The 22,424-nt window shown below is 50.5% G+C and carries 17 protein-coding genes; 5 read left to right on the top strand and 12 right to left on the bottom strand.

The window, feature by feature from the left end:
• Positions 1-81 precede the first annotated feature (81 nt).
• The gene (locus tag A7975_RS23690; protein ID WP_053373072.1) at positions 82-720 is read right to left on the bottom strand and encodes a TetR/AcrR family transcriptional regulator; all 639 of its coding nucleotides are present in this window, start codon (positions 718-720) and stop codon (positions 82-84) included.
• A 147-nt stretch (positions 721-867) separates the two neighbouring features.
• On the opposite strand from A7975_RS23690, the gene A7975_RS23695 reads away from it, so the two are divergent.
• Positions 868-1,449, top strand: a complete 582-nt coding sequence (locus A7975_RS23695; protein WP_065386733.1) for a TetR/AcrR family transcriptional regulator — start codon at positions 868-870, stop codon at positions 1,447-1,449.
• 61 nt (positions 1,450-1,510) lie between these two features.
• A complete protein-coding gene (locus A7975_RS23700) occupies positions 1,511-3,340 on the top strand; it encodes an alpha/beta fold hydrolase (protein WP_065386734.1) in 1,830 nt (609 codons plus the stop codon).
• Between the two features lie 73 nt (positions 3,341-3,413).
• Here A7975_RS23700 and A7975_RS23705 read toward each other — a convergent pair whose 3' ends face one another.
• Together A7975_RS23705 and A7975_RS23710 are read right to left on the bottom strand one after the other, a co-directional pair.
• On the bottom strand, positions 3,414-5,606 hold the full coding sequence (locus A7975_RS23705; protein WP_065386735.1) for an asparaginase domain-containing protein: 2,193 nt from the start codon (positions 5,604-5,606) through the stop codon (positions 3,414-3,416).
• Between the two features lie 20 nt (positions 5,607-5,626).
• A complete protein-coding gene (locus A7975_RS23710; protein WP_082198411.1) occupies positions 5,627-7,015 on the bottom strand; it encodes an asparaginase in 1,389 nt (462 codons plus the stop codon).
• 446 nt (positions 7,016-7,461) lie between these two features.
• On the opposite strand from A7975_RS23710, the gene A7975_RS23720 reads away from it, so the two are divergent.
• Positions 7,462-7,656 (top strand): sporulation protein Cse60, encoded by a 195-nt coding sequence (locus A7975_RS23720; RefSeq protein ID WP_065386737.1) that lies wholly within the window; start codon positions 7,462-7,464, stop codon positions 7,654-7,656.
• Entirely contained in the window at positions 7,656-7,859 is a 204-nt protein-coding gene (locus A7975_RS23725) for a hypothetical protein (protein ID WP_053373078.1), read from the top strand. Before A7975_RS23720 ends, A7975_RS23725 begins: the two co-directional genes overlap by 1 nt.
• Before the next feature lie 221 nt (positions 7,860-8,080).
• Here A7975_RS23725 and A7975_RS23730 read toward each other — a convergent pair whose 3' ends face one another.
• From A7975_RS23730 to A7975_RS23750, 5 genes are read right to left on the bottom strand one after another with little or no spacing between them, the layout of a single operon-like run.
• Positions 8,081-8,902, bottom strand: coding sequence for a class I SAM-dependent methyltransferase (locus tag A7975_RS23730; RefSeq protein WP_065386738.1), 822 nt, complete (start codon positions 8,900-8,902; stop codon positions 8,081-8,083).
• Between the two features lie 36 nt (positions 8,903-8,938).
• Entirely contained in the window at positions 8,939-10,408 is a 1,470-nt protein-coding gene (locus tag A7975_RS23735) for an NHL domain-containing protein (RefSeq protein WP_065386739.1), read from the bottom strand.
• A 33-nt stretch (positions 10,409-10,441) separates the two neighbouring features.
• On the bottom strand, positions 10,442-12,943 hold the full coding sequence (locus A7975_RS23740) for a FecR family protein (RefSeq protein ID WP_065386740.1): 2,502 nt from the start codon (positions 12,941-12,943) through the stop codon (positions 10,442-10,444).
• Entirely contained in the window at positions 12,940-14,703 is a 1,764-nt protein-coding gene (locus tag A7975_RS23745) for a CHASE2 domain-containing protein (protein WP_065386741.1), read from the bottom strand. Before A7975_RS23745 ends, A7975_RS23740 begins: the two co-directional genes overlap by 4 nt.
• A gap of 24 nt (positions 14,704-14,727) precedes the next feature.
• A complete protein-coding gene (locus A7975_RS23750; protein WP_065386742.1) occupies positions 14,728-17,346 on the bottom strand; it encodes an SLC13 family permease in 2,619 nt (872 codons plus the stop codon).
• Positions 17,347-17,835: 489 nt separating this feature from the next.
• Here A7975_RS23750 and A7975_RS23755 point away from each other — a divergent pair, with 489 nt between their 5' ends.
• Positions 17,836-18,258: a DUF4395 domain-containing protein gene (locus A7975_RS23755; protein ID WP_065386743.1), complete on the top strand. Its 423-nt coding sequence runs from the start codon at positions 17,836-17,838 to the stop codon at positions 18,256-18,258.
• Between the two features lie 67 nt (positions 18,259-18,325).
• Here the strand turns inward: A7975_RS23755 and A7975_RS23760 are convergent, their stop codons facing one another.
• From A7975_RS23760 to A7975_RS23775, 4 genes are all read right to left on the bottom strand, one after another.
• On the bottom strand, positions 18,326-18,571 hold the full coding sequence (locus A7975_RS23760) for a hypothetical protein (protein WP_065386744.1): 246 nt from the start codon (positions 18,569-18,571) through the stop codon (positions 18,326-18,328).
• A gap of 19 nt (positions 18,572-18,590) precedes the next feature.
• A complete protein-coding gene (locus A7975_RS23765; RefSeq protein ID WP_065386745.1) occupies positions 18,591-19,577 on the bottom strand; it encodes an oxidoreductase in 987 nt (328 codons plus the stop codon).
• 566 nt (positions 19,578-20,143) lie between these two features.
• Positions 20,144-21,442, bottom strand: a complete 1,299-nt coding sequence (locus A7975_RS23770) for a 6-phospho-beta-glucosidase (protein WP_065386746.1) — start codon at positions 21,440-21,442, stop codon at positions 20,144-20,146.
• Positions 21,427-22,422, bottom strand: a complete 996-nt coding sequence (locus tag A7975_RS23775; protein ID WP_065386747.1) for an N-acetylglucosamine kinase — start codon at positions 22,420-22,422, stop codon at positions 21,427-21,429. Before A7975_RS23775 ends, A7975_RS23770 begins: the two co-directional genes overlap by 16 nt.
• Positions 22,423-22,424 lie beyond the last annotated feature (2 nt).

Here is a 22,424-nt window from a genome sequence, read left to right on the forward strand (position 1 = left end):
GCTGTCTGGTCGATTTGGTTTAATGTTGTTACAAACTGAATATTCATTCGGTTTGTTATGTTGCTTATTTTGCGGCACGGGTTACGCTTTGTCAATCTTTTTTTTCGATACGCTTTTTCCTGTGTCCTTAACCTTAAAGAGGCCGATCATCGCATCGACATTCATCTCGATTTGTACCTCGTAATCAGGCGGCCGCTGCAGCGTCAACCCTTGTATGAGACTGACAAAATAAAACGCAAGCTGAAGAGGGTCCTCTTTAACGATTACTCCCCGCTCCATGCCGTCCCGCATAATGGCAGCTACCGGATTCAAGTTAGCCGTAAACCGGTCCGTGATCGCTTTTTTGATATCAGGGGGAGTTGCTTGGGAGAGCCTTGCCGTATTCATCAAAATCGTAAATGCCCAATTGGTGCGAATGGACAGCCACGAGGACATAATCGTTCGCAGCTTCGCTACCGGATCTATATCCATCGCCGCTACCTCAGAAACATATTTGCCGTAATTCGTCTGCCCTGACCGCAATACCTCGCTAAAAATCTCTTCCTTGGATTCAAAATAGTGATACACGCTGCCAACGCTCATATTCGCTTCGCTTGCGATATCCTGAATCGAGGTAAGCTGAAAGCCGTTAATAGCCATAACCTTTAGCGCACAGTCCAAAATGTGCTGAACTCGCTTCTCGCGCATCATTCGATCCTTTTCCACATTTCTCGGCGACATTCGATTATCTCCTCTCGTGATTCTTTTATGCCCGGCATTGCCTATTATCCTGCCATTATACAGAAGGATAATCAATCCAATCTATTATTTTTTTGAATGTCCGCCGCCCATTGACAGCTTTATTATTAGTACTGTATAGTGCTAATTATGACACCAAAAACGAAAATTTCCAATCGCGAGGTTGCACTGCAAACCGCCGCGAGCCTATTTTTGAGCAAAGGCTACCTCGTTACCAGCATGGATGATATTGTTGCCGAGAGCAAAGTATCCAAGACGAATATTTATTATTATTTCAAAAGCAAGGAGGAGCTGTTGTCCGCCATCATCGAGAAGATGACCGACCAATACGAGCAGCTCATTACTTACATTGCAAGCCAAACGGAGCTGCCCGTCACGGACCGGTTAATGAGAGCGATGCAGGTACTTATCGAGCAGGACATTGATTGCCTTGGAGGCTGCCCTTTCCTGACGCTATATACACAGACACCGAGGGAAGCCGTCGCTATTCGAGAGCAGATCAGCCTGTTTTTTGGCAGGCAGCTGCTCGTTCTCGAACAGCTTATTAGCCAAGGCATCGCCAGCAAAGAAATAAACAGCAAGCTGGAGCCGAAGCAGACGGCCGCTTTAATCCTATCCACCATTGAAGGCGGATTGTTCCTGCAGCATGCCAACCGTGACCCAGCAATATTGCAGCATTCGCTTTATGCTTTAGCCGCCGTGCTAAAGTAATTTTTTTGAGTATATTAGTACTGATTAGTACTAATTTTAAATAATGGAGGAGGATGCTAACATGGCACATGTATTCATCACGGGAGGTACCGGTTTTATCGGTTCACATATGGTGAGACGGCTGGCAGCCGAAGGTCACCGCATCACAGCGCTGGTTCGGTCACAGTCGCGGTTTAACGCCATTTTCAAGCTGACAGATGGAGACATGCCCCCTTCCCTATCCGCTATTAACGGTGATTTGACCCAGCAGGCACTTGGCCTCTCTCCAAGCGACCGCGAGCTTCTGCTTACTGCCGACGTAATAATTCATGCCGGAGGGCCAATGGATATCCTGCTGAATAAGCAGCAAGCGAAGCAAGTATTTCTAGATGCCGCCGAGCATTTAACCCTATTAGCCGACCACTTGCATAAGAGCGGCCAGCTCCGCCATTTTATTCATGTCGTTGGCTTCAAGAGCCCTGTTACGGAGCAAAATATAAACGAGCAAGCCGCCATTTTGAAGCTGCTAGAGCATGAGTCTCCTTACGAGCGAATGAAGATCACCGCCGATCTCCATATCCGCCAGCAAGCAAAGCGAAGCGGCTACTCCCTTTCCGTCGTTAACCCTAGCGTCATCATCGGCGATTCCGTTACAGGAAATACCGAGCAAACCGGCGGGCTTGGCATTCTGATCGCCTCCGCTAGACGGAAGCTGATGGGCACAGTGCCCGGCGGGCCGAAGCACTGGCTTCCGCTTGTCCACGTTGACCATACCGCCGCATTTATTGCCGCGCTCGTAAGCGAGCAGCAGCCCGCGAGCGATACCTACTACCTGCTCGATGAACAAAATGCCAGCCCGAATATGACCGAGCTCATAAGACTCATCAATAAGGAGCTCCGCGTTCCGGCTCCGATCGGTTCGATTTCGCTTTCGTTATTAGGAAAGCTGCTGGGCACACGCATCGGCAGCAAGCTAGGCATTCCCGGGCAGTCGCTCAGCTTTATTGCGAGCAAGCCATTTCCTCTCCAATCCACGAGACATATTCAGCAAAAGCATGCTCTTTACGCATCCGTGAATCACTCGATTCTACCGCATGTGATCGCTGATCTGGACTATCGCCTATCGCACGGACTGAACGGTCGTCCGGACTTTGAGCGCAATAGGCGCGGCCCGCTGGCAACGCTAGAGAATGCTGGCAGCGGTCATCCTATTCTTTTGCTGCCTGGCACGTTTAGCGGGGCCGATTGCTTGCTGCCGCTTGCCGCCGAGCTGAAAGGCCGCCAAGTTTGGGTCGCCGATCTGCCCGGCTTCGGACGATCGCCCTATCATCATAGCGCTAGCGTAATCGAGGGGCATGTCCAAGCGATTATGGAGGCAATCGCTTCACAGCAGGAGCCCGTTACCTTAATCGGCCATTCCTATGGCGCATTGCTCGCAGCCAAAGTAATGGAGCGTATGCCATCGCATCATATTGGCGCCGTCCGCCTGCTTCAGCCCGTACTTCATCCGGCTAATTCGCGGTACAAGAGCAGCATGGCAAATCGTTTGCTTTTGCCGCATGTTACGGAGAATAGGCTGCGAAAGGAGCTTTTAGCACGCGGCTGCTTTGAGCATCCAAATGAAATACCAGATAGCTATATCCGATTTGCGCGAGAGGAGCTTAGCTCCCCGCGCGTGAGAGCCACCTTAGCAGATACGCAGGCTGCTTTAACCAGAGCAGAGCACTTCCGTTTGCAGCCCGAGAGCTGGAACACTCGCCAAACAAACATAATTTGGGGCACCAAAGAGCCCGTCTACACGATTCCTGAAGCCTATTCCGGCATACAAACAACGCTACTGCCTTATGGACATCACTTCCCGGTCTCTCATCCAGCCGAAACCGCCAAGCTATTGCTCCAATCGGGAATCTAGTTGAGAAAATAGAAAAAAGGCGGCTCACCGAGGTCTAATCAGACCTCTCGGAACCGCCCTTATTTTAAGTTCATTACTTATTCTTGAGCATATTCATAATAACCGTTATAGCATCCGCTCTCGAAGCGGTAGCCTTTGGCGCGAATAGATTGCCCGTTCTGCCTTGAATAATGCCCTTGTCGCTGACTGCTTTGACAGCGCCCTTCGCCCATGCCGGAATGTCGCCATTATCGGCGAAGCTCGTTGTGGCATTAGGGTCCAGCGTCAGCCCAGCACCGCTTGCGATCATTGATACCATTTCCATTCGCAAAATGTTGGCGCTTGGACGGAAGGTCCCGTCTGGATAACCGCTGATGACCTTTGCTTTGACCGCTTGTGCAACAGCATCCTTTGCCCACGCCTCGATTTTGTCATTGTCGGTAAAGGCAAGCGACGCGCCCGCACCCTCCGCTTTGAGCGCTCCCATCAACATGACAGAGAACTCTGCACGCGTTACCGTGTTGTTCGGTTTGAATGTGCCGTCGACATAACCCTTCACAATGCCGGATGCAACCGCCTCTTTAATGGCTGCTTCTGCCCAGTGTCCGGAAATGTCCGTAAAGGACGCCGCTTCATCCTTCTTATCTACGGCGAATACAGCAAACTTCGTGAAGTGGTCGGATTTCACAGTAATGAGGTTACCGCTAATCGACCCGCCCATCTCAATCCATTGCTTCTTCGTCTCATCGTAATAGAATATGGAGGCTGTCTTGCCCTCCTTGATCAGACTCGTATCAAATTTGAAGGTTAACGTGACCGGAACTAAGAAATTAGCTGAAATATTTTTGAGTATTTCAAAAATCGGCGATACCAGCTGGCTCGTTGATTCCACAATACCGCCCGTACCCGTCAGCTTTTCAATGGAAAGCAGCATTTGCTCCTTCGTCGCTCCTGCCGGTACGGAAACCGTGACGCTATCATCCAAGCCTAGCGTGCCTGCGCTTCCAGCACCGATCGTAACCTCGCCTTTGCCTGGCACATTACCGCCTGAGCCGCTTTCCCCGCCTACTGGAGGAGTAGTCGTTTCCGGCACATCTACCGTAATATCCTGCGTGCCTACCGTCTCAAACCAACCCTTCACCGTATTAAAATCACTAGAGAAAGCAAGCGACAGCATAAGCATAATACGAGCATGCTGCGGATTTAAATTATCTCCGGCAATAATGCCGTTGCTGCTGCCCGTAATCGTACCCGAGCCCGTTCTTGTAGTTGAGACAAACGTGACGCCATGGTCCCGAATAGCTGCTGTTCGTGCCGCGCTCATTTTCGATGAAATGCCCGCCGCTCCAGTGCCAGCCGTAACAATTCCCTTCGCGCCGTCCTCAACTAATGCACGAATCGCTCCGCCGCCGGCTTCCTGATAGCTGTAGGCAATCTCCACGATCGGAAGATTATCCTTCGAAATAAGCTTCAAGTTAAATGGCGTTTTCCAGTCAGCCTGACCGGCCTTCAGCGCTCTTGCGTTAAGGCGGTAAATGCGTACGGCCGGATCATCCACGTAGCCAAGCGCCCCAAACATCGGCGTTTCAAACGTATCCATCCGATGCGAGTTGGATTTCGTCACCTCGCGCGCTGCGTGAATCACATCATTTAGCATAACGACCGTGCCGTACCATTTGGTCTTGCCGCTGCCCGCTACTTTAATCGCTTGATAAAGGTTAGCAGGGCCATCTGTTCCAATTACATCCCAAGGCCTCATCGCCCCTGTCACGACTACCGGCTTCTCGCTTTGCACCGTCAGATCTAGGAAATAAGCAATTTCCTCCATCGTATCGGTTCCCGTAGTCACGACAGCACTATCATAAACTTCAAGCGCCGCGTCTACCGCAAGAGATAGATCGTAGAGCTCCTTCATGGAGTAGCCGCCTGATCCTTTGTTGCCGAATTGGAACGTCGAAACGTCGGCGATTTTATCTTTTCTTGGCAGCTGCGCCACTAGATCTGACATCAGATATGTGCCTGCTGCGTAATTTTGAAAATTGGTCGGATCATTGTCCCTTGCTTTGCCCGCAAGCGTCCCGCCTGTCGCCATTACGATGACATTTGGCAGCGGTGATGCCTTATGCTCCTCAGACAAAGCCGGAATGTTAAAGGTCGGCAGCTGCGGAGCTGCCGTCTCGGCACGAACCGAGCTGGCATAGCCAGTCAGGATCGTGCCAAGAAGAGCCGCTATGAGGAGAGGAATAAATATTTTCTTCGCTGTTTTTGGATGGCTTCTTATGGTCATAACCGTACTCCTCCCCTAAATTATGGCGTCACCGGTGCTGTTTCAGGCGTTGCTGTCGGCACAGTCTCTGTTGGTGCAACGGTTGGTTCAACTGTAGCAGTCGGCAATCCAGCCTCAGGGGTTGGAGCTGGGGTAACAACAGGCTCCGGCACAACTGGCTCAACCAGCGGCTCTTCAACAGAAGTTTTCAACACTGTATTTTCATCCACCGAAATTTCAACGTCCTGTGTACCGAAGGTTGTAAACCAGCCTCTGATCGTGCTTACATCGTTTGTAAAAGCGAGTGAAAGCAACAGCATCATGCGAGCATGCGCCGCATTCAGATTATCGCCGCCAATGACGTTGCCGCTGCCGCTATCATAGATAGAGCCAGAGCCTGTTCTTGTCGTCGAGACGAACACTACGCCTTTATCTTTAATGGCTGCCGCGCGAGCGGTGCTTTGCTTGGACGAAATTCCGCCTGCACCCGTGCCTGCCGTGACGATTCCTTTTGCCCCGTCCTCTACCAATCCGCGAATGCTTCCGCCGCCCGCCTCTTGGTAGCCATAAATAATTTCTACGATTGGAAGGCTGTCCTTGGAGATCGTTTTAAGATCAAATGGCGATGCCCATTTGTCCGTGCCCGCTTTGCTCGCTCTTGCAGGAGCACGGTAAATACGAACGGCAGGATCATCTACATAACCAAGTGCGCCAAACATAGGAGCATCAAACGTATCGTTGCGGTGTGCGTTCGTTTTTGTAACCTCACGCGCCGCATAAATCACATCGTTTAGCATTACAACTGTGCCAAACCATTTTGTTTTGCCGCTGCCAGCTACTTTAATCGCTTGATAAAGATTGGCAGGACCGTCCGTGCCGATTACATCCCAAGGTCTCATTGCGCCAGTTACAACGACCGGCTTCTCGCTGCGGACCGTCAAATCCAGGAAGTAAGCAATTTCCTCCATCGTATCCGTACCTGTCGTTACGACAGCACTGTCATAAATCTCAAGCGCAGCATCAACAGCTAGCGAGAGATCGTATAGCTCTTTAATGCTGTAGCCGCCTGATCCTTTATTTCCGAATTGGAAAGTGGATACATCGGCTATTTTATCTTTTTTAGGAAGCTGCGCGACTAGATCAGCCATCAAATAAGTGCCAGCCGCATAGTTTTGGAAGTTTGTCGGATCATCATTTCTCGCTTTGCCCGCAAGCGTGCCCCCGGTTGCAACAACGATAACATTAGGAAGGCTTGATGCCTTGTGTTCGGATGAAAGAGCTGGTATATCAAATTTTGGAAGCTGTGGCGCTTCTTCCGCTCGAACAAAGTCCGTTCTTGTCAGCACCCCAACCATTGCTGCTAGCAGCGATAGTACTAATAGAGGAATAAGAACCTTTTTCGCCAACTCACTCTTTACCAATTGTGTCATATTAATTCTCCTCCAATGTTATATATTTCTCTCTATCTAATTCAATAGTCTATTTTATGTTATATAAGTTAACAAGCCGAAAAATTGCGAATAAAGCGTATTCATTCGTTACATGCTCGTTATAGCTTCTTTTTTGGTTTAGTTTCTTACTATTATAAAGTATACATATGTTAACTATATTTACATCATTTTCGTTTGGAAGCTGCTTTTGTGATAGATGGTAAATGAGGGATAGGCTGAGAATTAGATAGGAGTTCGGCACGGCCTCATCGCGGCTAAAATCCGCTTCATTAATGGGGTGCTGCTCAGGAATATTGTCATGGTACTCGCCATTTGCCCGACCAAGTTGACACCTGCATAACTCAATGCTATGGTGGACGTCAGAAGGCATTTCGCGACTTTCGCGGAGTGCCTATCTGTCTATTTGGTAAGGGGGTGAGATAAGCATGATACAGGTTAAAGAGTTTATCGATACGGATACCGTATTTGCTGAAAAAAGAGCAAACGAGTTTTTGGCGGAACTAAATGACGACCAAGTTATCAACATTTGTTACGGCTCCATGATCAAGACGGCTACATCCGGCAACACCTATCAGCGCAGCACCATCTTGGTCGTTTATAAGCAAAATAAAGAAAAGTAATGAAGAAAGCGGGTGATCCCATCATTAAACCCCGTCAAGACAATCTGCCGCCAACGGAGAAAAAGGGGAATGAGGCAAAGGACATTCGAGGCACAAAAAGAGATAAGTGGGAGGTTTTCTTCCATATCCTCTCTTACACGGCAACAATCGGTTTAATAGCCGCGGCTATCGGGTATACCGTTTATCTGTTCGTCAAGCAGTAGAAGCAGCTGTCTTGCAACCGTTATCACATATATCGTACGGAGGTTGGCCATGAACGACTTTACTAACGATCGATTGCATAGGTTAAAGAGCGGAATATTCACCAAGCCGTAGTCCTCCTCATCCCATTCCATTAACAAAAAGAAAGAAGCAAGCAGCCTTTGCCTATTTACGGCGTCAGCGACTTGCTTCTTTGAGTTGTCTGCCAAAAGTAAAAATATTTTTATTTCACGCCCAGCCTCATCCTGTAACTGAACATGACCTCTAGTTCCCTGCCTGCAAAATAATTCTCCACGCTGCTGCGAAACGCTTCTATTGGCTTAACCAGCTCTGTCGAGCCCAGCTTAAACACAGCCTGTACACCGCCTTGGCTAAGCGCCAAACCAACATAACGTTCTGCATGGCATCGTTCCATATTATGAAACACAATCTCTTTCGCGAAGCGGAACAAGCCGCTGTTTCTAATTTGCGTTAAATGCTGCTCCTTGTCCCGTTTGCTTGCACGGTCCTTCTCAGGTATGTTCCTTGCGATAATTTCCTCCGTTCGGTCGATCAGCCGCTTATATTCCGCCTCAACGGACCAATGCAGCGTCGGCGGCCAATCGCAGTCATAAGCTGCAAACACGCCCTCCGGCTTAAGAACGCGCGCGAATTCACGAAGCGTGCTGACAGGCTCCATCCAGTGAAACGATTGCGAGCACGTTACGACATCAACGCTTTCCGCTTCCAAAGCGAGCCTATCCGAGTAACCTTTGACAAAGGAAATATGCCCGCCGTCTGCCAGCTCAGGCAAGTGAGAAATCGCCTTGCCCCGCATATCATCATTTGGCTCAAAGCCAATAATCTGTTCGGCATGCCCGTTCCACACAAAGGAGGACAAGCCCGTACCGCAGCCGACATCAGCAACAATGCCTGGTTTTCGGCCCAAATAGCTCGTTAAAATATCAACAATTGCTGCAGGCGCCTTTGGGCGATGCTGGTCATAATCATTTTCGAATCCGGAGAAACGATCTACGTTGTTTTGAGAATGGCTTCCTAAAGTCATATCACAGCCTCCGTTCCTAATATCAAGGAGCTGAGCTTATTGCTGCCCGCTACTAATAATAATAGCATTGTATTCGCTGTCCTGCGCAATCAAGAATGACGCCGCGTCTTCTAAATAGGATACTTCTACGTACATAATGCCTTTTTCGATAACGACCGTACGCTTCGCGTTAGCTTTGAGCGAAAGCTTCCACTCCTGTTTGGCAAGGCTCAATTCCTTTGCAGCAGCATGCCATTTCAGCTCGGCTCCCCATGCCTGAAACAAGGCTCTGACCGGCAAATACGTTTTATCTCCGCTCTTGTAGGGCTTCTGCGAGGCTGAGAACTTTACCTGCTTGCCCTCCAGCCAGACCTGAACGTCCTTGCTTGCCGGAAGCAGCTCGGCGCCAGCAATCAGTTCCTCTTTTGTATGAACGGGCTTAAGCGCCTTTGGATCAACAGCAAGCACCTTTACGCTATTGTTCAAAGTATCGGAAACATAAAGCTTGCCAGCCGCATAGAGCAAAGAGGAGGGCTGATTAAATTGTGCCGCATCGACTGCTCCAACCTTATCGCCCGGGGCGCTCTGGCCTGCAATTGAAACCACCTTCCGATCAGCCTGCACGGCGCGAATCCGGTTATTCAGGCTGTCTGCGACAAACAAAACGCCTTCAGCATAAGCAAGTCCCCGTGGGCGGTTAAAACGCGCTTCGCTGCTTGGGCCATTTGCATAACCGCCAGTCATGTAACCGGTAAGCGAATCGACGGCAGTCGGTTTGCCCGCCACGGTAGTCACTTTCCCCTCATGAATATAGCGAATGAGATGATTGCCGCTGTCCGCTACGTATAAGCCGCCTTTCTCGTCAAATACAAGGCCCATCGGCTCGTTAAACAGCGCTTCAGCTGCGCTTCCGTCCTTATAGCCGCCCTTTTCGTTGACATTGCCTGCAAAAGTAGCGGTCACACCCTCTGGCGAAATAATGCGAATAACGTGATTAAGCGAGTCCGCTACATACACATTGTCTTTGCTGTCTATCGCCAGACCCGTCGGAGCGTTAAACTGCGCCTCTCCGAACTTTCCGTTTTTGCTGCCCGCTTTGCCGTTACCGGCAGCCGTGTACACGCGGTCGTTTACGATTTTGCGAACAACATGGTTCTCTGTATCGCTCACATAGATGACATCTTTGCTGTTCACTGCCGCGTCGTTGGGCTGATTAAAGGCGGAATTCGCCGTCGTCCCGTCAAAATATCCCGCTGCCGTCTGAGTCGTTACAGGCGACAGCTTGCCATTTTGCCACTTGCTAATTTGATTGCTGCCTGAGCCCACGACAACAAAACCGCCATCAAGCGCTGTTGCAAGCCCGGAGGGCTGATTGATCTTCTCGATCGCTTTTTCAACCTTTAAGGCGCCTGCACTCTCGGTTATGGACCCGTTCCCTTCAACTGCCGCATATGCCGTTGCATGAACGGCAACCAATGCGGTCACAATCGCAGCTCCCGCTGCAAGTAATCGAAATGTTTTTCTCACTTTATTGCTCCTTTCTCTTTTTACGATTTAAAGCTAGACAATAACCAAAATTTCTATGATGAGCTCATCTATCTGTTCTTCATTTTTTAAAATTGGAATACTAAGCTCGTACATTCCCATTGGCACGTCTTTGAAATAGTTCGCCTTAAGGACGAGAGTCCGGTTAATGCCGGTCCCCGTCAGCTCGTAAGCTTGCCCTTCCATTTTATAAGGGGCTTTGAATCCATTACAGCCCTCATCATTCTCGCCGCAAAACTTAGAGAGGCTTAACCGCCCAACGTCAAATCCAGACGCATTCAATGTCAGCGCCACGTCAGCCATTTCTTCGTCCGTTTTTTTAAATACGACGAAATGGTCTGATATTTGAGCCAGATAGGAATAGAAAACAACTTGCGCCCTGTCCTGCACCACGTGGGTTTCTGCGTTTTCCCAGCTGTTCGGTTGAACAATGACACCTACTGTAGAGCCGTATGGAACAGCATCCAACAGCGTAACGATTAGCTCCTTCGGATGACCCTCATCAATGACCACGCTCGCTACTCTCGCGATGTTAAGCGGCGGCAAACTCGTCTCTCCGCCTTCTCCGACTATCGGATTATACGGCCCCTCAGATTCGCCGGGATAAACGCTGACCACCATGGTGTCGACTGGATCGGTATAGTTAGAAGTCATTTGAAGACTGCTGCTAAAAGGCAAGATTAATGTATAAGCATCTGTCATATATGTTTGGTCGCTAAGAATTATTGGTGCCGTTGATTCCGCTACATTCACATAAATGTCAGCATGGACTTCTTCATCATCTGTAAATGTGATTCGTAATTGGTACATGCCCGGATCTACATAATCCGCGTTAAAATACGATGCTTTCAGCGTAACGGACACGATGCCATTATCGACTCTCATGTGGATGACATCATTCAAATTATATTCAAGGAACGGGTTGCATTCAGGCCTTTCATCCAAACCAAACGGCAACCCTTCCTCATCCCCATTGCCCGGACAAACGCTTCTTAATGTAATGTCAAGGTCTTCGGCTGAATAGTAACCGAGCGCAGAAAACGTCACGATTCGGCTAGGTTCTTCCGAAGCCGCCGCGTGCCTGTAAATAATCGGCTCACTTACATCCTCAAGTTTGAAAACAAACCCTTGTCCAGGCTCCCTATCCGTTATTTGTTCATCCGATTGGATATCACCGGTTTCTGCGTTTTTCAGCTGGTCTTCCAGTACCGAGATTCGAATTTCAGAACCATATGGAATAGGCTCGGATAAGGCAACAATCAATCGATTGGAATGTACCGGATCGATGCGGACTGATTCAACGGCATCTATCATTTCACTTAATTCCGTTTCCGTTTCCGTTTCAAATCGTTCGATTTTCACGACGCCTGATCCTTTTGCAGGGAACTCCGAATGAGGACCGTTATAGGCCAGTGCTGTCGTAAACGGCAAAATAAACGTTTTATTATCTATCATGTAGGAGTAAAGATCACTGTAAAAAGCATTCGTATCGAATACCGGCGGTTCTGGAACAGGCGTCGGTGACGCGGTTGGCGTCGGTGACGCGGTTGGCGCCGGTGACGCGGTTGGCGTCGGTGACGCGGTTGGCGTCGGCGACGCGGTTGGCGCCGGTGACGCGGTTGGCGTCGGTGACGCGGTCGACGTCGGTGACGCGGTCGGCGTCGGTGACGCGGTTGGCGTCGGTGACGCGGTTGGCGTCACTCCACCCCCGCCACCACCGCTCGATTGTCCCGACTTATCCTCGTAGACAATCGTACTGTTGGATGAAGCGCCTCCAGCAGGCTTGGAGGCCTCGGCTGCTTCCTCCTGCTTCTTCACAGCCATCCATTGCTTTACTTCATTAATCAATGTTTTATCCGCTTTAGCGTCCTTCTCAAGCAGCTGAAGGTAATGCTCCAAGCCCACTAACGGAAGATCGCGATAATCCAGCTTCTCTTTTTCTCCTGCGCCCTCTCCGTCTAGCGGCAGCTGCTCATTCGGATTAACGATTGTCTCATCCTTAAGCGCATCGCCATGCCTCGTTTTTACTGCGCCCTCGAATACGCCGACGTAGCTTGCGTCATCCTCGTATTCAACCGTAAACTGCGTGCCCATTACGCCCATAATCGCGGTAGGCGTCTCGATCTCGAACCTGGAGTCTCCTTCAAGCTTCTTCTTAATCGAAACAAGCACCTTTCCCTTCAGCAGGCTGAGGCTTGTCTTGCCGCCCAGCGCCTTGGCGCTCTTAACCAGCTCACTGATAACCAGTGTTGTATTGGTGCCGATCGTTACCACTTTATCGCTATCCAAATCCATCGTCACTTTGCCGTCACTGCCGGTCGTAATGGTGTCGCCTTTCGTTATGGCCATCCCCTTAAAAGCATTAAACTTTTTGGAGCCGCCGCCCTTTTTCACTTCCGCTTTGCCGTCGACAAGCGTAATTTTGCCCGCCTTATCCGTATCCTTCGCAAAGACGGAAGCCGGCAAAATAAGACCCATGACGAGCAAGGTCACGACAAACAGCTTGAAAGTCTTCATTTTAACCCCTCCAATTCATAGATTAATATACCTTGCTCTTTCCCTTTGACCTTGATTTCGCCAAGCGACCGAGCCTCCGCCCGATCCTTAACGGCCTGATATACCGCATCGCTCAAAATAATCTGCCCAGGCTTTGCGTTGCTCTCCAGCCTTGCCGCCGTATTGACGGTGTCGCCTATTGCGGTATAGTCCATCCGGCTCCTCGAGCCAATGTTGCCAAAGACGGCTGGGCCCGTATGAATGCCAAGGCCAAACTTAACGCCAAACCCAAACCGTTCGACCAGCTTGCGCTCTAGCTCAGCCGAGCCTTCCTTCATCGCCCAGGCCGCTTCCACAGCCCGCATCGGATGATCCTCCAGGAGCAGCGGCGCGTTAAAAATAGCCATCGCCGCGTCCCCAATAAATTTGTCCAGCGTACCGTCAAACTTAAAGATGCAGTTAGCCGCAAGATCGAGATACTCATTTAAAATTTCAACGATTTCCTCCGGCTCCGCCTTCTCCGAGAGAGGCGTAAAGCCGCGGATATCAACGAATAGCACGGTCAGCTCACGGCGCGTCCCGCCCAGCTTCAAGCCTTCCTCGCCGTTTTTCAAAATCTGGTTCACAACCTCCGGCGCAACATATCTGCCAAATATATCAGTCACTCTGCGCCGCTCCAGCAGCTCCTCCACATAGTGGAAGCCTACGACGACAATGCAGCTTATAATGAGCAGCGGCACGACGTAACCAATCGAAACGATATAACCTTGGGCGTATAAATAGCTGCTCCCGATAACGAACAACGCAATAATAGCTGTAACGGACAAAAAGGAAATCGCCATATTCCATTTTCGAAACAGGAAGTAAGCGAGCGCGGCGGCAATCAGCAGGATAAGCGCATTCCATTTCCAATCCAGCTCCTGCTTGAGATCACCCTCGAGCAGCGCCTGAATAATATTCGCGTGTATCTCCACCCCATACATAAGACTCTTTACCTGCAGCGGAGTAGGGTAATCATCCTTAAACCCCGTCGCGTAGGGACCAATCAACACGATGCGGTCCTTAAAATAATCCGCAGGCACCTCGCCGCCAAGAACGGCTGAATAAGGAATCGCTTCATACTGCCCCGGCCGTCCCGTATACGGAATATGGAACTGTCCGAACGCATCGAGCGGGAGCATATCCGCATTCACTCGCTTGCCTGAGCGCTCCATAAACATTTTGTAAATCGTCCAGGAAAAGCTTTCGACATCCTCTCCGTTGTTCGCAAAGCTATATAACGATTTGCGCACGACTCGGTCGCGATCCGGAATCGTATTGATATGTCCAACCGCTGCGGCCGCCTCCTTAAGCGCCGGAAACGGCTCCGATATGCTCAGCGCCGCAATAGTCCCCTGCTTAGCGGATGAAGCAAAGGTGCCGATGACAGGCATGACCACGTTGCCCGCATTCGACACTGCTGCTATGAGCGCCTCATCAGAGGAAGGATCGTCAGCTGACGACGCCGGAAAAGTGACGTCAAAAGCAATGACCGCAGGCTCTCCTTCCTCGAGCGTATCAACCAGCTGTGCGTGCACGCTGCGATTCCACGGCCAGCTTCCAAAATCGTTAACGCTCTCGTCGTCAATGGCGATAATCGCAATCCGGGTATCGGCTGCGCTCTCCTTCTGCATAAATCGATCCTGGAAAAAATAATCCATCGTATCGAGCGTTCCCCTATACATGAGGAATACCGCCAGCGCTGTCAGCAGCGCTATCATATGTACGAGCTTTATTTTCACAATATCCCCCCTTCACGTATGTCCTTAAGAAATGAGATGAAGCCACTTCCAATACGGTACGCAGAGAATGGCTACGAGCAAAACGGCGAGACCGTAGCCCAAAGCAACCTTTTGCGCTTGCCGATGGGTGAATGCTTTGCCTTCTGTGCTGTAATAGGCAGTTAAATAGGTAGGCGATTGATAAGCAAAGAAGAATGGGTCGGTGGCTAGCAATATAATAAAGACAAGCACCCACGGATGAATGCCTATCGCTTCTCCTAGAGGAACAATGGCGGTTACTAGCAAAATAACAGCCGGGTCATCGCGAATGACGAGCGTCACCACGAACGAAACCACGATTACTGCGGCAAGAAACAAGGATGGCGAGGCAATGAAGAACGACATATGCTCTCCGAGCAAAGAGGATAGCAGCTCCGCTATGCCGAGTTGTTCGGCAACACCCGCAAAGCTGAATGCCGCTCCAAGAAACAGCAGGAAGGTCCAGTCGATTCCAGTCGAAACCGTCTGCTTATCGAGCACCCCGCTAACGACTAATGCGGCAAAGCCGAGAAGCATAATCCAAGTGCTTTCGATGCCGTGCAGCGGCTGGAGTATCATGAGCCCTATGCAGCAAATGATCGTCCATAGCGATACCCGCTCATCCTTCGTAAACGGTCCAAGCAGCCGGAGCTGCTCATCCAGCACTTCTCCCGTTACGATTTTGGCAGGCTCAACTCTACGGAACATAAAGAAAAGAATGGCAAGCAGCGCGCCGCCAAAAATAACGAACGCCGGCAGCGCGTACAAAAACCATTGCAGCCATGACACCGATCGCTGCGCCGAGGCAAGCCCATAAGCCATCACGTTGGTATAGGAGCCGGTCATGACAAACGGAGCGGTAAATCCGAAGAAAATCATGGCGACTAGTCCAAGTCCGGCAGAGCCTTTGCTTTTCTCCCCGAAGCCAAGCGACTCAGCCAGCGTTTGCGCCATTGGAACGCCCAGCGAAACCTTTGCCGAGGAGGAGGGGAGCAGCGGATTAAGCAGCGCCCCTCCCGCCACAATACCCCAAAGCTGGCCGCGGTAATGGGCGGGGAAACGCCTCAGCGCATGAAGGGCAAAGCGGTACGAAATCCCGGATTTCGTAATGACCGCGCTTATGGCCATAATGCAAATCATAAATAACCAAGAAGAGGAAGCAAAGCCCGACAATGCCGTCTCCGGCGATGCAACGCCGCCAAGCACCCAAAGCATAATCATGCCAAGCGCAACGACATAGTCCGGCAAAATCGGCACGATCCACATCATAACGGCAGCAACAGCAATGCCGATAAAGCGCATGCCTGCCTCCGACAGCCCCCCAATCGGGTCCATTACGAATGACAGCAAGATGCAAAGCAAGGCAGCAATGACCGCCGTCACTTCGGCAGCTCGATTTCCCTTCAACAATCTTCCCGCACCCTGAACGAGCAGCTCGCTTCGTTTTCTGGCAAGCTTTTGCTTGGCTAAATCATAAGCGCGGTCGTCGCTCATTGCGTCGCCAATCCGATTGGACAGCGTGCTTGCCAAAGCATCCGCTTGCTTCAAATATTCAAGCGCCTGGCTCTTCTTGCCGGCGAGCCGGCAAAGCTCCGTCGCACGCTCATACAAAAACAATAGCTCGCTCGGCCGGAAAGCCTTCGTATGGTTTAAGGCTGCTTCCACGACAGCAAGCCCGATCTCAGGCGCATTTTTCTCGCAATAAGGCAAATAAGTTTTCAAAGCAGGGTAGTTGTAAGCAAGCTGCTCTATGGGACAGCGGTTAATCGTTCGAAAAAGCTCCGCACGCAGCCGGTCTGACACCGTTCCCTCTACGCGGGCGTAAGTATCGAGCGCTATTGGCCAGTTCCCTTTTTCCCCTTGGATAATAATAAAAGCGACCCATTTGCCCCGTGACGCATACCAAGCTATCGCCTTCTCGATCCAAAGTCCCATTTCCTCATAGCCGTGTCGTTCCTTGCTTATGTCATTTAGTACTGGTTTCAGTCCGTTTACTAGGGTCAGCCATTCGGAAGCAAGAGGGTTTTCTTGAAAGCATGAAGCGAGGAAAGGGGAAGCAGCCAGCTCTTTGTCCAGCGAAAATTGAAAAGCGTGCTCCGCCAGCTCCTTGCTAACTAAAGGAACATGCGCGCACCACAACAAAAATCGGGCCGCCGTCTCGCCCAGCTGCGCCAGCTCGTCAGCGATACGCTCCGACTCTGTTTTTTTGGCAGCCTGAAGCCGGCCGTTCGTCGCAATTAACCGTTGCGATAACAGCTTGATGAAATAAGCCGAGAATATAGCATTTTCCGCAACAAGGCGGTCGAAGGTCTTGCCGTCGATGACATATAACACCGCGTCCTCCGCAGCAACCGCTTCCGCAGACCTTGTCTCGCCAGTAAGCAGCGCCATTTCTCCAAAGACCTCGCCTGCTCCAAGCTCGGCAAGCGACCGTCTGGCGCTATTATCCGCACTAGAAAAAAGCTCAATCGAGCCGCGTTCAATAATATACATTTGATCGCCGAGATCACCCTGCCGGAACAACCTCGTTCCGGCAGCTATTTCCCGCTTCTCCAGCATGCCAAGCAGCTTTGCGAGCTCTATATTGGAGAGCCCCTTAAACATCTCTATGCCCGTCAGGTTCACTGATTAATCTACCTCTTACTTAAGGAAAATTAGTTCTAAAGTTATATGAATCTATTATATATGAAGATTGAAAATAATAGATAGTTGTCGAAAGTTATCTAATTATATTTTTTTGCTTATCTGGCAGAAAGATAGACAACAAAAAAAGACGCCTCACAAAGAGACGCCTCTGATTCCAAGATTACAAATATACTTCTTCCCCTGTCTCCGCCGACTGATAGATAGGCTCTAAAATTTGCGCAACAACAATTGCCTGCTCGGGCAGAACAAGCGGCCTGCTGGATACGTCATTAGTATTTAATCAAATAAAAGCTTAACGTCATTACAGTCACTTATGTAAGCGCTAACGAAATATTTGTTGATGAGCCAGGTTATCCTATAATCGCAAGGAGACAACCTCAGCTCTTCGCATATTGTCTATTGCCAAACAGCCTTAGATTCACTACTATTAAATTAAATAAATCCAATAAGGAAAGTTGGTTTTGATAAATGAAGGAGATTCCGATTCCGTACGTTCGCAGCAATCAAGCCGGTATCGTCGCCGTACTCCTGATCGCGATTGCCCTGCAATTGCCTTGGCTCATCGCCGCGCTTTGGGTTGTTCAGGTCGCTGGTTTGATTTATGGGCCAAAAGCAAACTTGTTTATTATTGTCGCCCGTCCTTTTCTTGGCGGACGAATGGCAAACGCACAAACAGAAGCAGCCGAGCTGCAGCGCTTTAACAACTCACTCGGCGTAGGGTTTCTCACCTTGTCGCTGCTTAGCTTTGCGCTCGGCTGGTCCGTAGCCGGTTATATCTTTGCTGGCATGATGGGAGCCGCCGCGCTTGCCGCTATCCTCGGTTTTTGCATCGGCTGCACCATCTATTTTCAGTTCAAGCAATTCCGCGCACGCCGATTAAGAAGAAGCTAGCTATTCCGCTTCTTCTAATGCCGATTATCCGCTCCAGCATAATTACAGCCGAAAGCGAAGAGGCCCGTCAGCCTCTTCGCCGTACTCCGCCTCTCTCGTCTTCGGCACCTCGATGCTGTACATGCTCCGGAGAGGATGACACGCGTAGCCCTGCGAGCAGACGACCGCGTCCCCCCTCCGTCTTCACCGTAATGTGACCGCGCCTAACGATAAGAAGCGCATGCTCATCCGCCTTAAGCACAAGCTGCTGCGAGACATGATGGACATGAAGTTCCAGCCAAGCTATAAGCATAATGAGCTGTTGAAAATCCATGTTCGTCTAACCCGTTCTTTTAGAGCCTAACAATCGTTCTGCCTTTAGACTGCCCTTTTAAAAGAATGCCCGCCTGCCCGATTACCTGCTCCAGCCCAATTTCCTCGCACAGCTCATCCAGCATAGGCGGCTTATAGTCTCCGGCCAGCAGCTCCCACGCCTTGCTCCGCTTCTCCATGCCTGCCATAACCGAGTCAATGCCGATCAATCTGATACCTCTTATGATAAAAGGAAATACCGTCATCGAGAGCTCCGAACCGCCTGTTAAACCGCTCGCGGCAACGACGCCGCCGTATTGGATCTGAGGCAGGAGCGAAGACAGCGTCTTGCCGCCGACACAATCGATCGCGCCTGCCCACAGCTGCTTATCCAGCGCACGCTGCGAATCAACCGCAAGCTCTTCCCTTGCGAGAATGCGCTTCACGCCAAGCCCGCGCAAATATTCATGCTTGTCCGCTTTTCCGGTACTCGCCGCCACCTCGTAGCCGAGCTTTGCCGCTATCGCAGCAGCCACGCTGCCTACGCCTCCCGTAGCTCCCGTAACCAGAATCGGCCCATCCTCTGGACGAACGCCATTTTGCTGAAGCTCGTACACAGATAAAGCGGCAGTAAAGCCCGCTGTCCCAATAATCATCGCTTCTTTCATCGACAAGCCGCTCGGCAGCTTAAGCGCCCACGCTGCTGGCACCCGTGCGTATTCGCTAAATCCGCCGTAGTGGCTAACACCAAGACCGTATCCCGTTACCACGATTTGGTCCCCTGCTTGAAATCGCTCATTTTCGCTTGCGATGACCGTACCCGCCAAATCAATCCCCGGAACAATCGGATAGCTCTTTACGACGCCTCCATTCGCACTGCAAGCCAAAGCATCCTTATAATTAACGCTGGAATACGCGACCCGAATGAGCAGCTCGCCCTCCGGCAAATCATCGATCTCCAGTTGCTTCGTTTCCGCAACAATCTCGTTATCCCTTTTATCGATTACAAGCGCTCTGAAAGTTGACATTCAAGCACCTCCATTAGGATTTAATGATATCAAAAAATCTGTGGGCCATATAGCAGCCGCCTTCTGAAATAAGCTCACTTTTCATTTTTCGTTAACGATTGATCTATGCCTTCAACTCGTTCGGATCAGGTAGTCTTGTGACGATTCTCTACCGCCGCAAATCGAATCGGGAAAGTCAGTAACACCAAGTAATACTAAATGACACCATTCGACAGCATGAGCCCGAGCACGCTTTCTTAAGCGTCATGGTTCCCCTTCAAGCTTCTATGCCGTATAGCAATGGCTCGTTCGAATTCAATCCATTACGAGCAAAGCCGCCACCTAAATGCACTACTCAAATTCAGCTGACTCTTGTCATTATAAACCAACAGAGTCCACTCTAGCAGCCTCCTGCCAAGGCTAGCTTGCACCCGATTACGGCAAACGCAAAGGATTGAAATAAGCTGCGTTTTTTCTCTTCTTACCCTCTACAGTAACAGTTATTGCCGAGGATTGCGACATCGCTATTTGAGCGCAAAAAAGGACGTCCCGGCAGCTCAGCAGCTACGGTACGTCCTCCTACTTCTTTAGTAAAACTGCGGCAGATAAGCCTTGTTCCGCTCAAGCATTTCATCCAGCATGCGCTGTGCGTCATTCGTTGAATCCACGAGCGGATGATGCGCCAGCGCCAGCAGCGCAGTGTCCCTATTGCCGGTAACCGCCGCCTCAATCGCCAGCTGCTCATATACCTTCACGGCATGAATGAGCCCTTTGGCAGCTGCAGGCACGATGGCGACCGGCTGAGCAATGGGCCCCTCCTTCGTGACGATGCAGTTTACTTCAATGCATGCATCATCCGGCAGGAAGTCCAGCACCCCCTGGTTAGGCACGTTCAAGGTTTGGATATCTCCGATGTCGTTATACAGCGAGTTCATCAACTTCACAGCCGCCTCCGAGTAGTAGGCACCGCCGCGCTGCTCTAGCTGCTTCGGCTTCTCTGATAAATTCGGGTCTTTATAGATTTCAAACAGCTCATCCTCAAGCCGCTTCACCGTCTCGGCCCGCGTCTCTCCACGTGCAGCAGCCGTCTGCTGCTCAGCCAAAATCTCACGCTGCAAATAAAAATATTTTAAATAATAGGATGGAATGGCTCCCAAGGAGCGAAGCAAGCTGCCGTTCCATGCATATTGCGGGACATTCTTGGCAGAGTAGCCGTCTTGATCGTTCAGCAGCTCTTCAAGCTTGGATTCACCGTTAACGGTAATCGTGCTGATCCAGTGCAAGTGATTCAAGCCCGCAAATTCGCAATAGATGCTTTCAACAGGCACTTGGTACAAGGCTGTTAACCATTTGTACGCCGCTATGGGTGAATTGCACAAACCAATCGATTTAATGCTCGAGTATTTATTGATCGCTTCGGTAACCATGCCCGCAGGGTTCGTGAAATTAAGCAGCCAAGCATCCGGGCAAAGCTCCTCCATATCCTTGCAAATATCCAGCAGTACAGGTATTGTGCGCAAAGCCTTCATCATGCCGCCAGCGCCGGTCGTTTCCTGCCCGATCATGTTGTATTTCAGCGGAATAGACTCATCCCAGCCGCGGGCTTCCAACCGTCCGACACGCATTTGCGTCGTTACAAAATCAGCGCCCGCAAGCTCGGAGCGTCTATCCAGCGTTAAGCGCAGCGCAATCGGCAAGCCTGATTTTTCGATCATGCGGATCGCCAATTGACCCACGATAGCCAGCTTATGGCGTCCTGCCGGAATGTCCACCAAGACAATTTCCGTTACAGGAAAAGTTGAATAATTCAGAATAAAGCCTTCAATTAACTCAGGCGTATAGGATGATCCACCGCCAATAACGACTACTTTTAATCGAGCGCCCATTCTACGGGAGCCTCCTTCACCGATAAGCATTCATGCAAGCAAGCATACACAGACTCTTCAATTGTCATTTCAGTTTTATCCATAGCGAGTAAAATAGCGCCTGCCACAGGCTCCATCGCCAGTACGGTTAAGCTGCAGCCAGCGGCTTCCTTCTGGACCTGCCGCTCGATAAAAGGTGCGATGTATCTGCTATCTCCACGGGTCAGCACGCTTCCAACCATGACGAGGTCAAACACATCGGATTGCATCGACAGTTTCCGAATAATCGCACTTGCCGCCTTGCCAAGCTCTTCACCCTGCCGCTGCAAAATACCCTTCGCAACTACGTCCCCGCCCCCTGCCGCTTCAAAAAGCAGCTTCGCGAGCAAATGCGGAATCGTTTTGCCATGATCCAAATAATCGTTGTACATCGGCTCAACCGAATCATAACCCAGCATCTGGAGAGTTAAGCCCGTAAGCAAAGTCTCTTGCTCACGGCCCTCCCATGAACGAATGACCGATCTAAACACCTCGACCGCCAGCCCGCTCCCTCCGCCAAAATCGCCAAAAGCATAGCCAAATCCGCCGCATTGCACGCTCTCGCCTTGCCGATTAACGCCAAAGCTGTTCGTCCCGCTGCCGCAAATGACCACGACTCCATCCGATTGTTTCGTGCCTGCACGCAAACCGATTACCGTATCGCATACAATGTCATGGTTTTCAAAGCCCAGCTTCGCGATCATCGGCCGCAAAACTTGAAAGTCTGCCTCGCGGTCAGCGCCAGCCAGTCCAAATACCGCATACGCGATATCTTCCTTATTTACCTCTGCTTGTCTCAAAGCTTGAATGACGGCGCTCTGAATATTGCCTCTCGCCAGCTCCACGCCGATTTGATGATTGCCGCAGCCGCTTTCGCCAACGCCGATAACGCGTCCCGCTTCATCGGATACTACAGCTATCGTCTTGCTGCCTCCGCCATCGACTCCCAAATAATAGGTCAAAT

The sequence above is a fragment of the Bacillus sp. FJAT-26390 genome (assembly GCF_001682865.1).
GTDB lineage: Bacteria > Bacillota > Bacilli > Paenibacillales > Paenibacillaceae > Pristimantibacillus.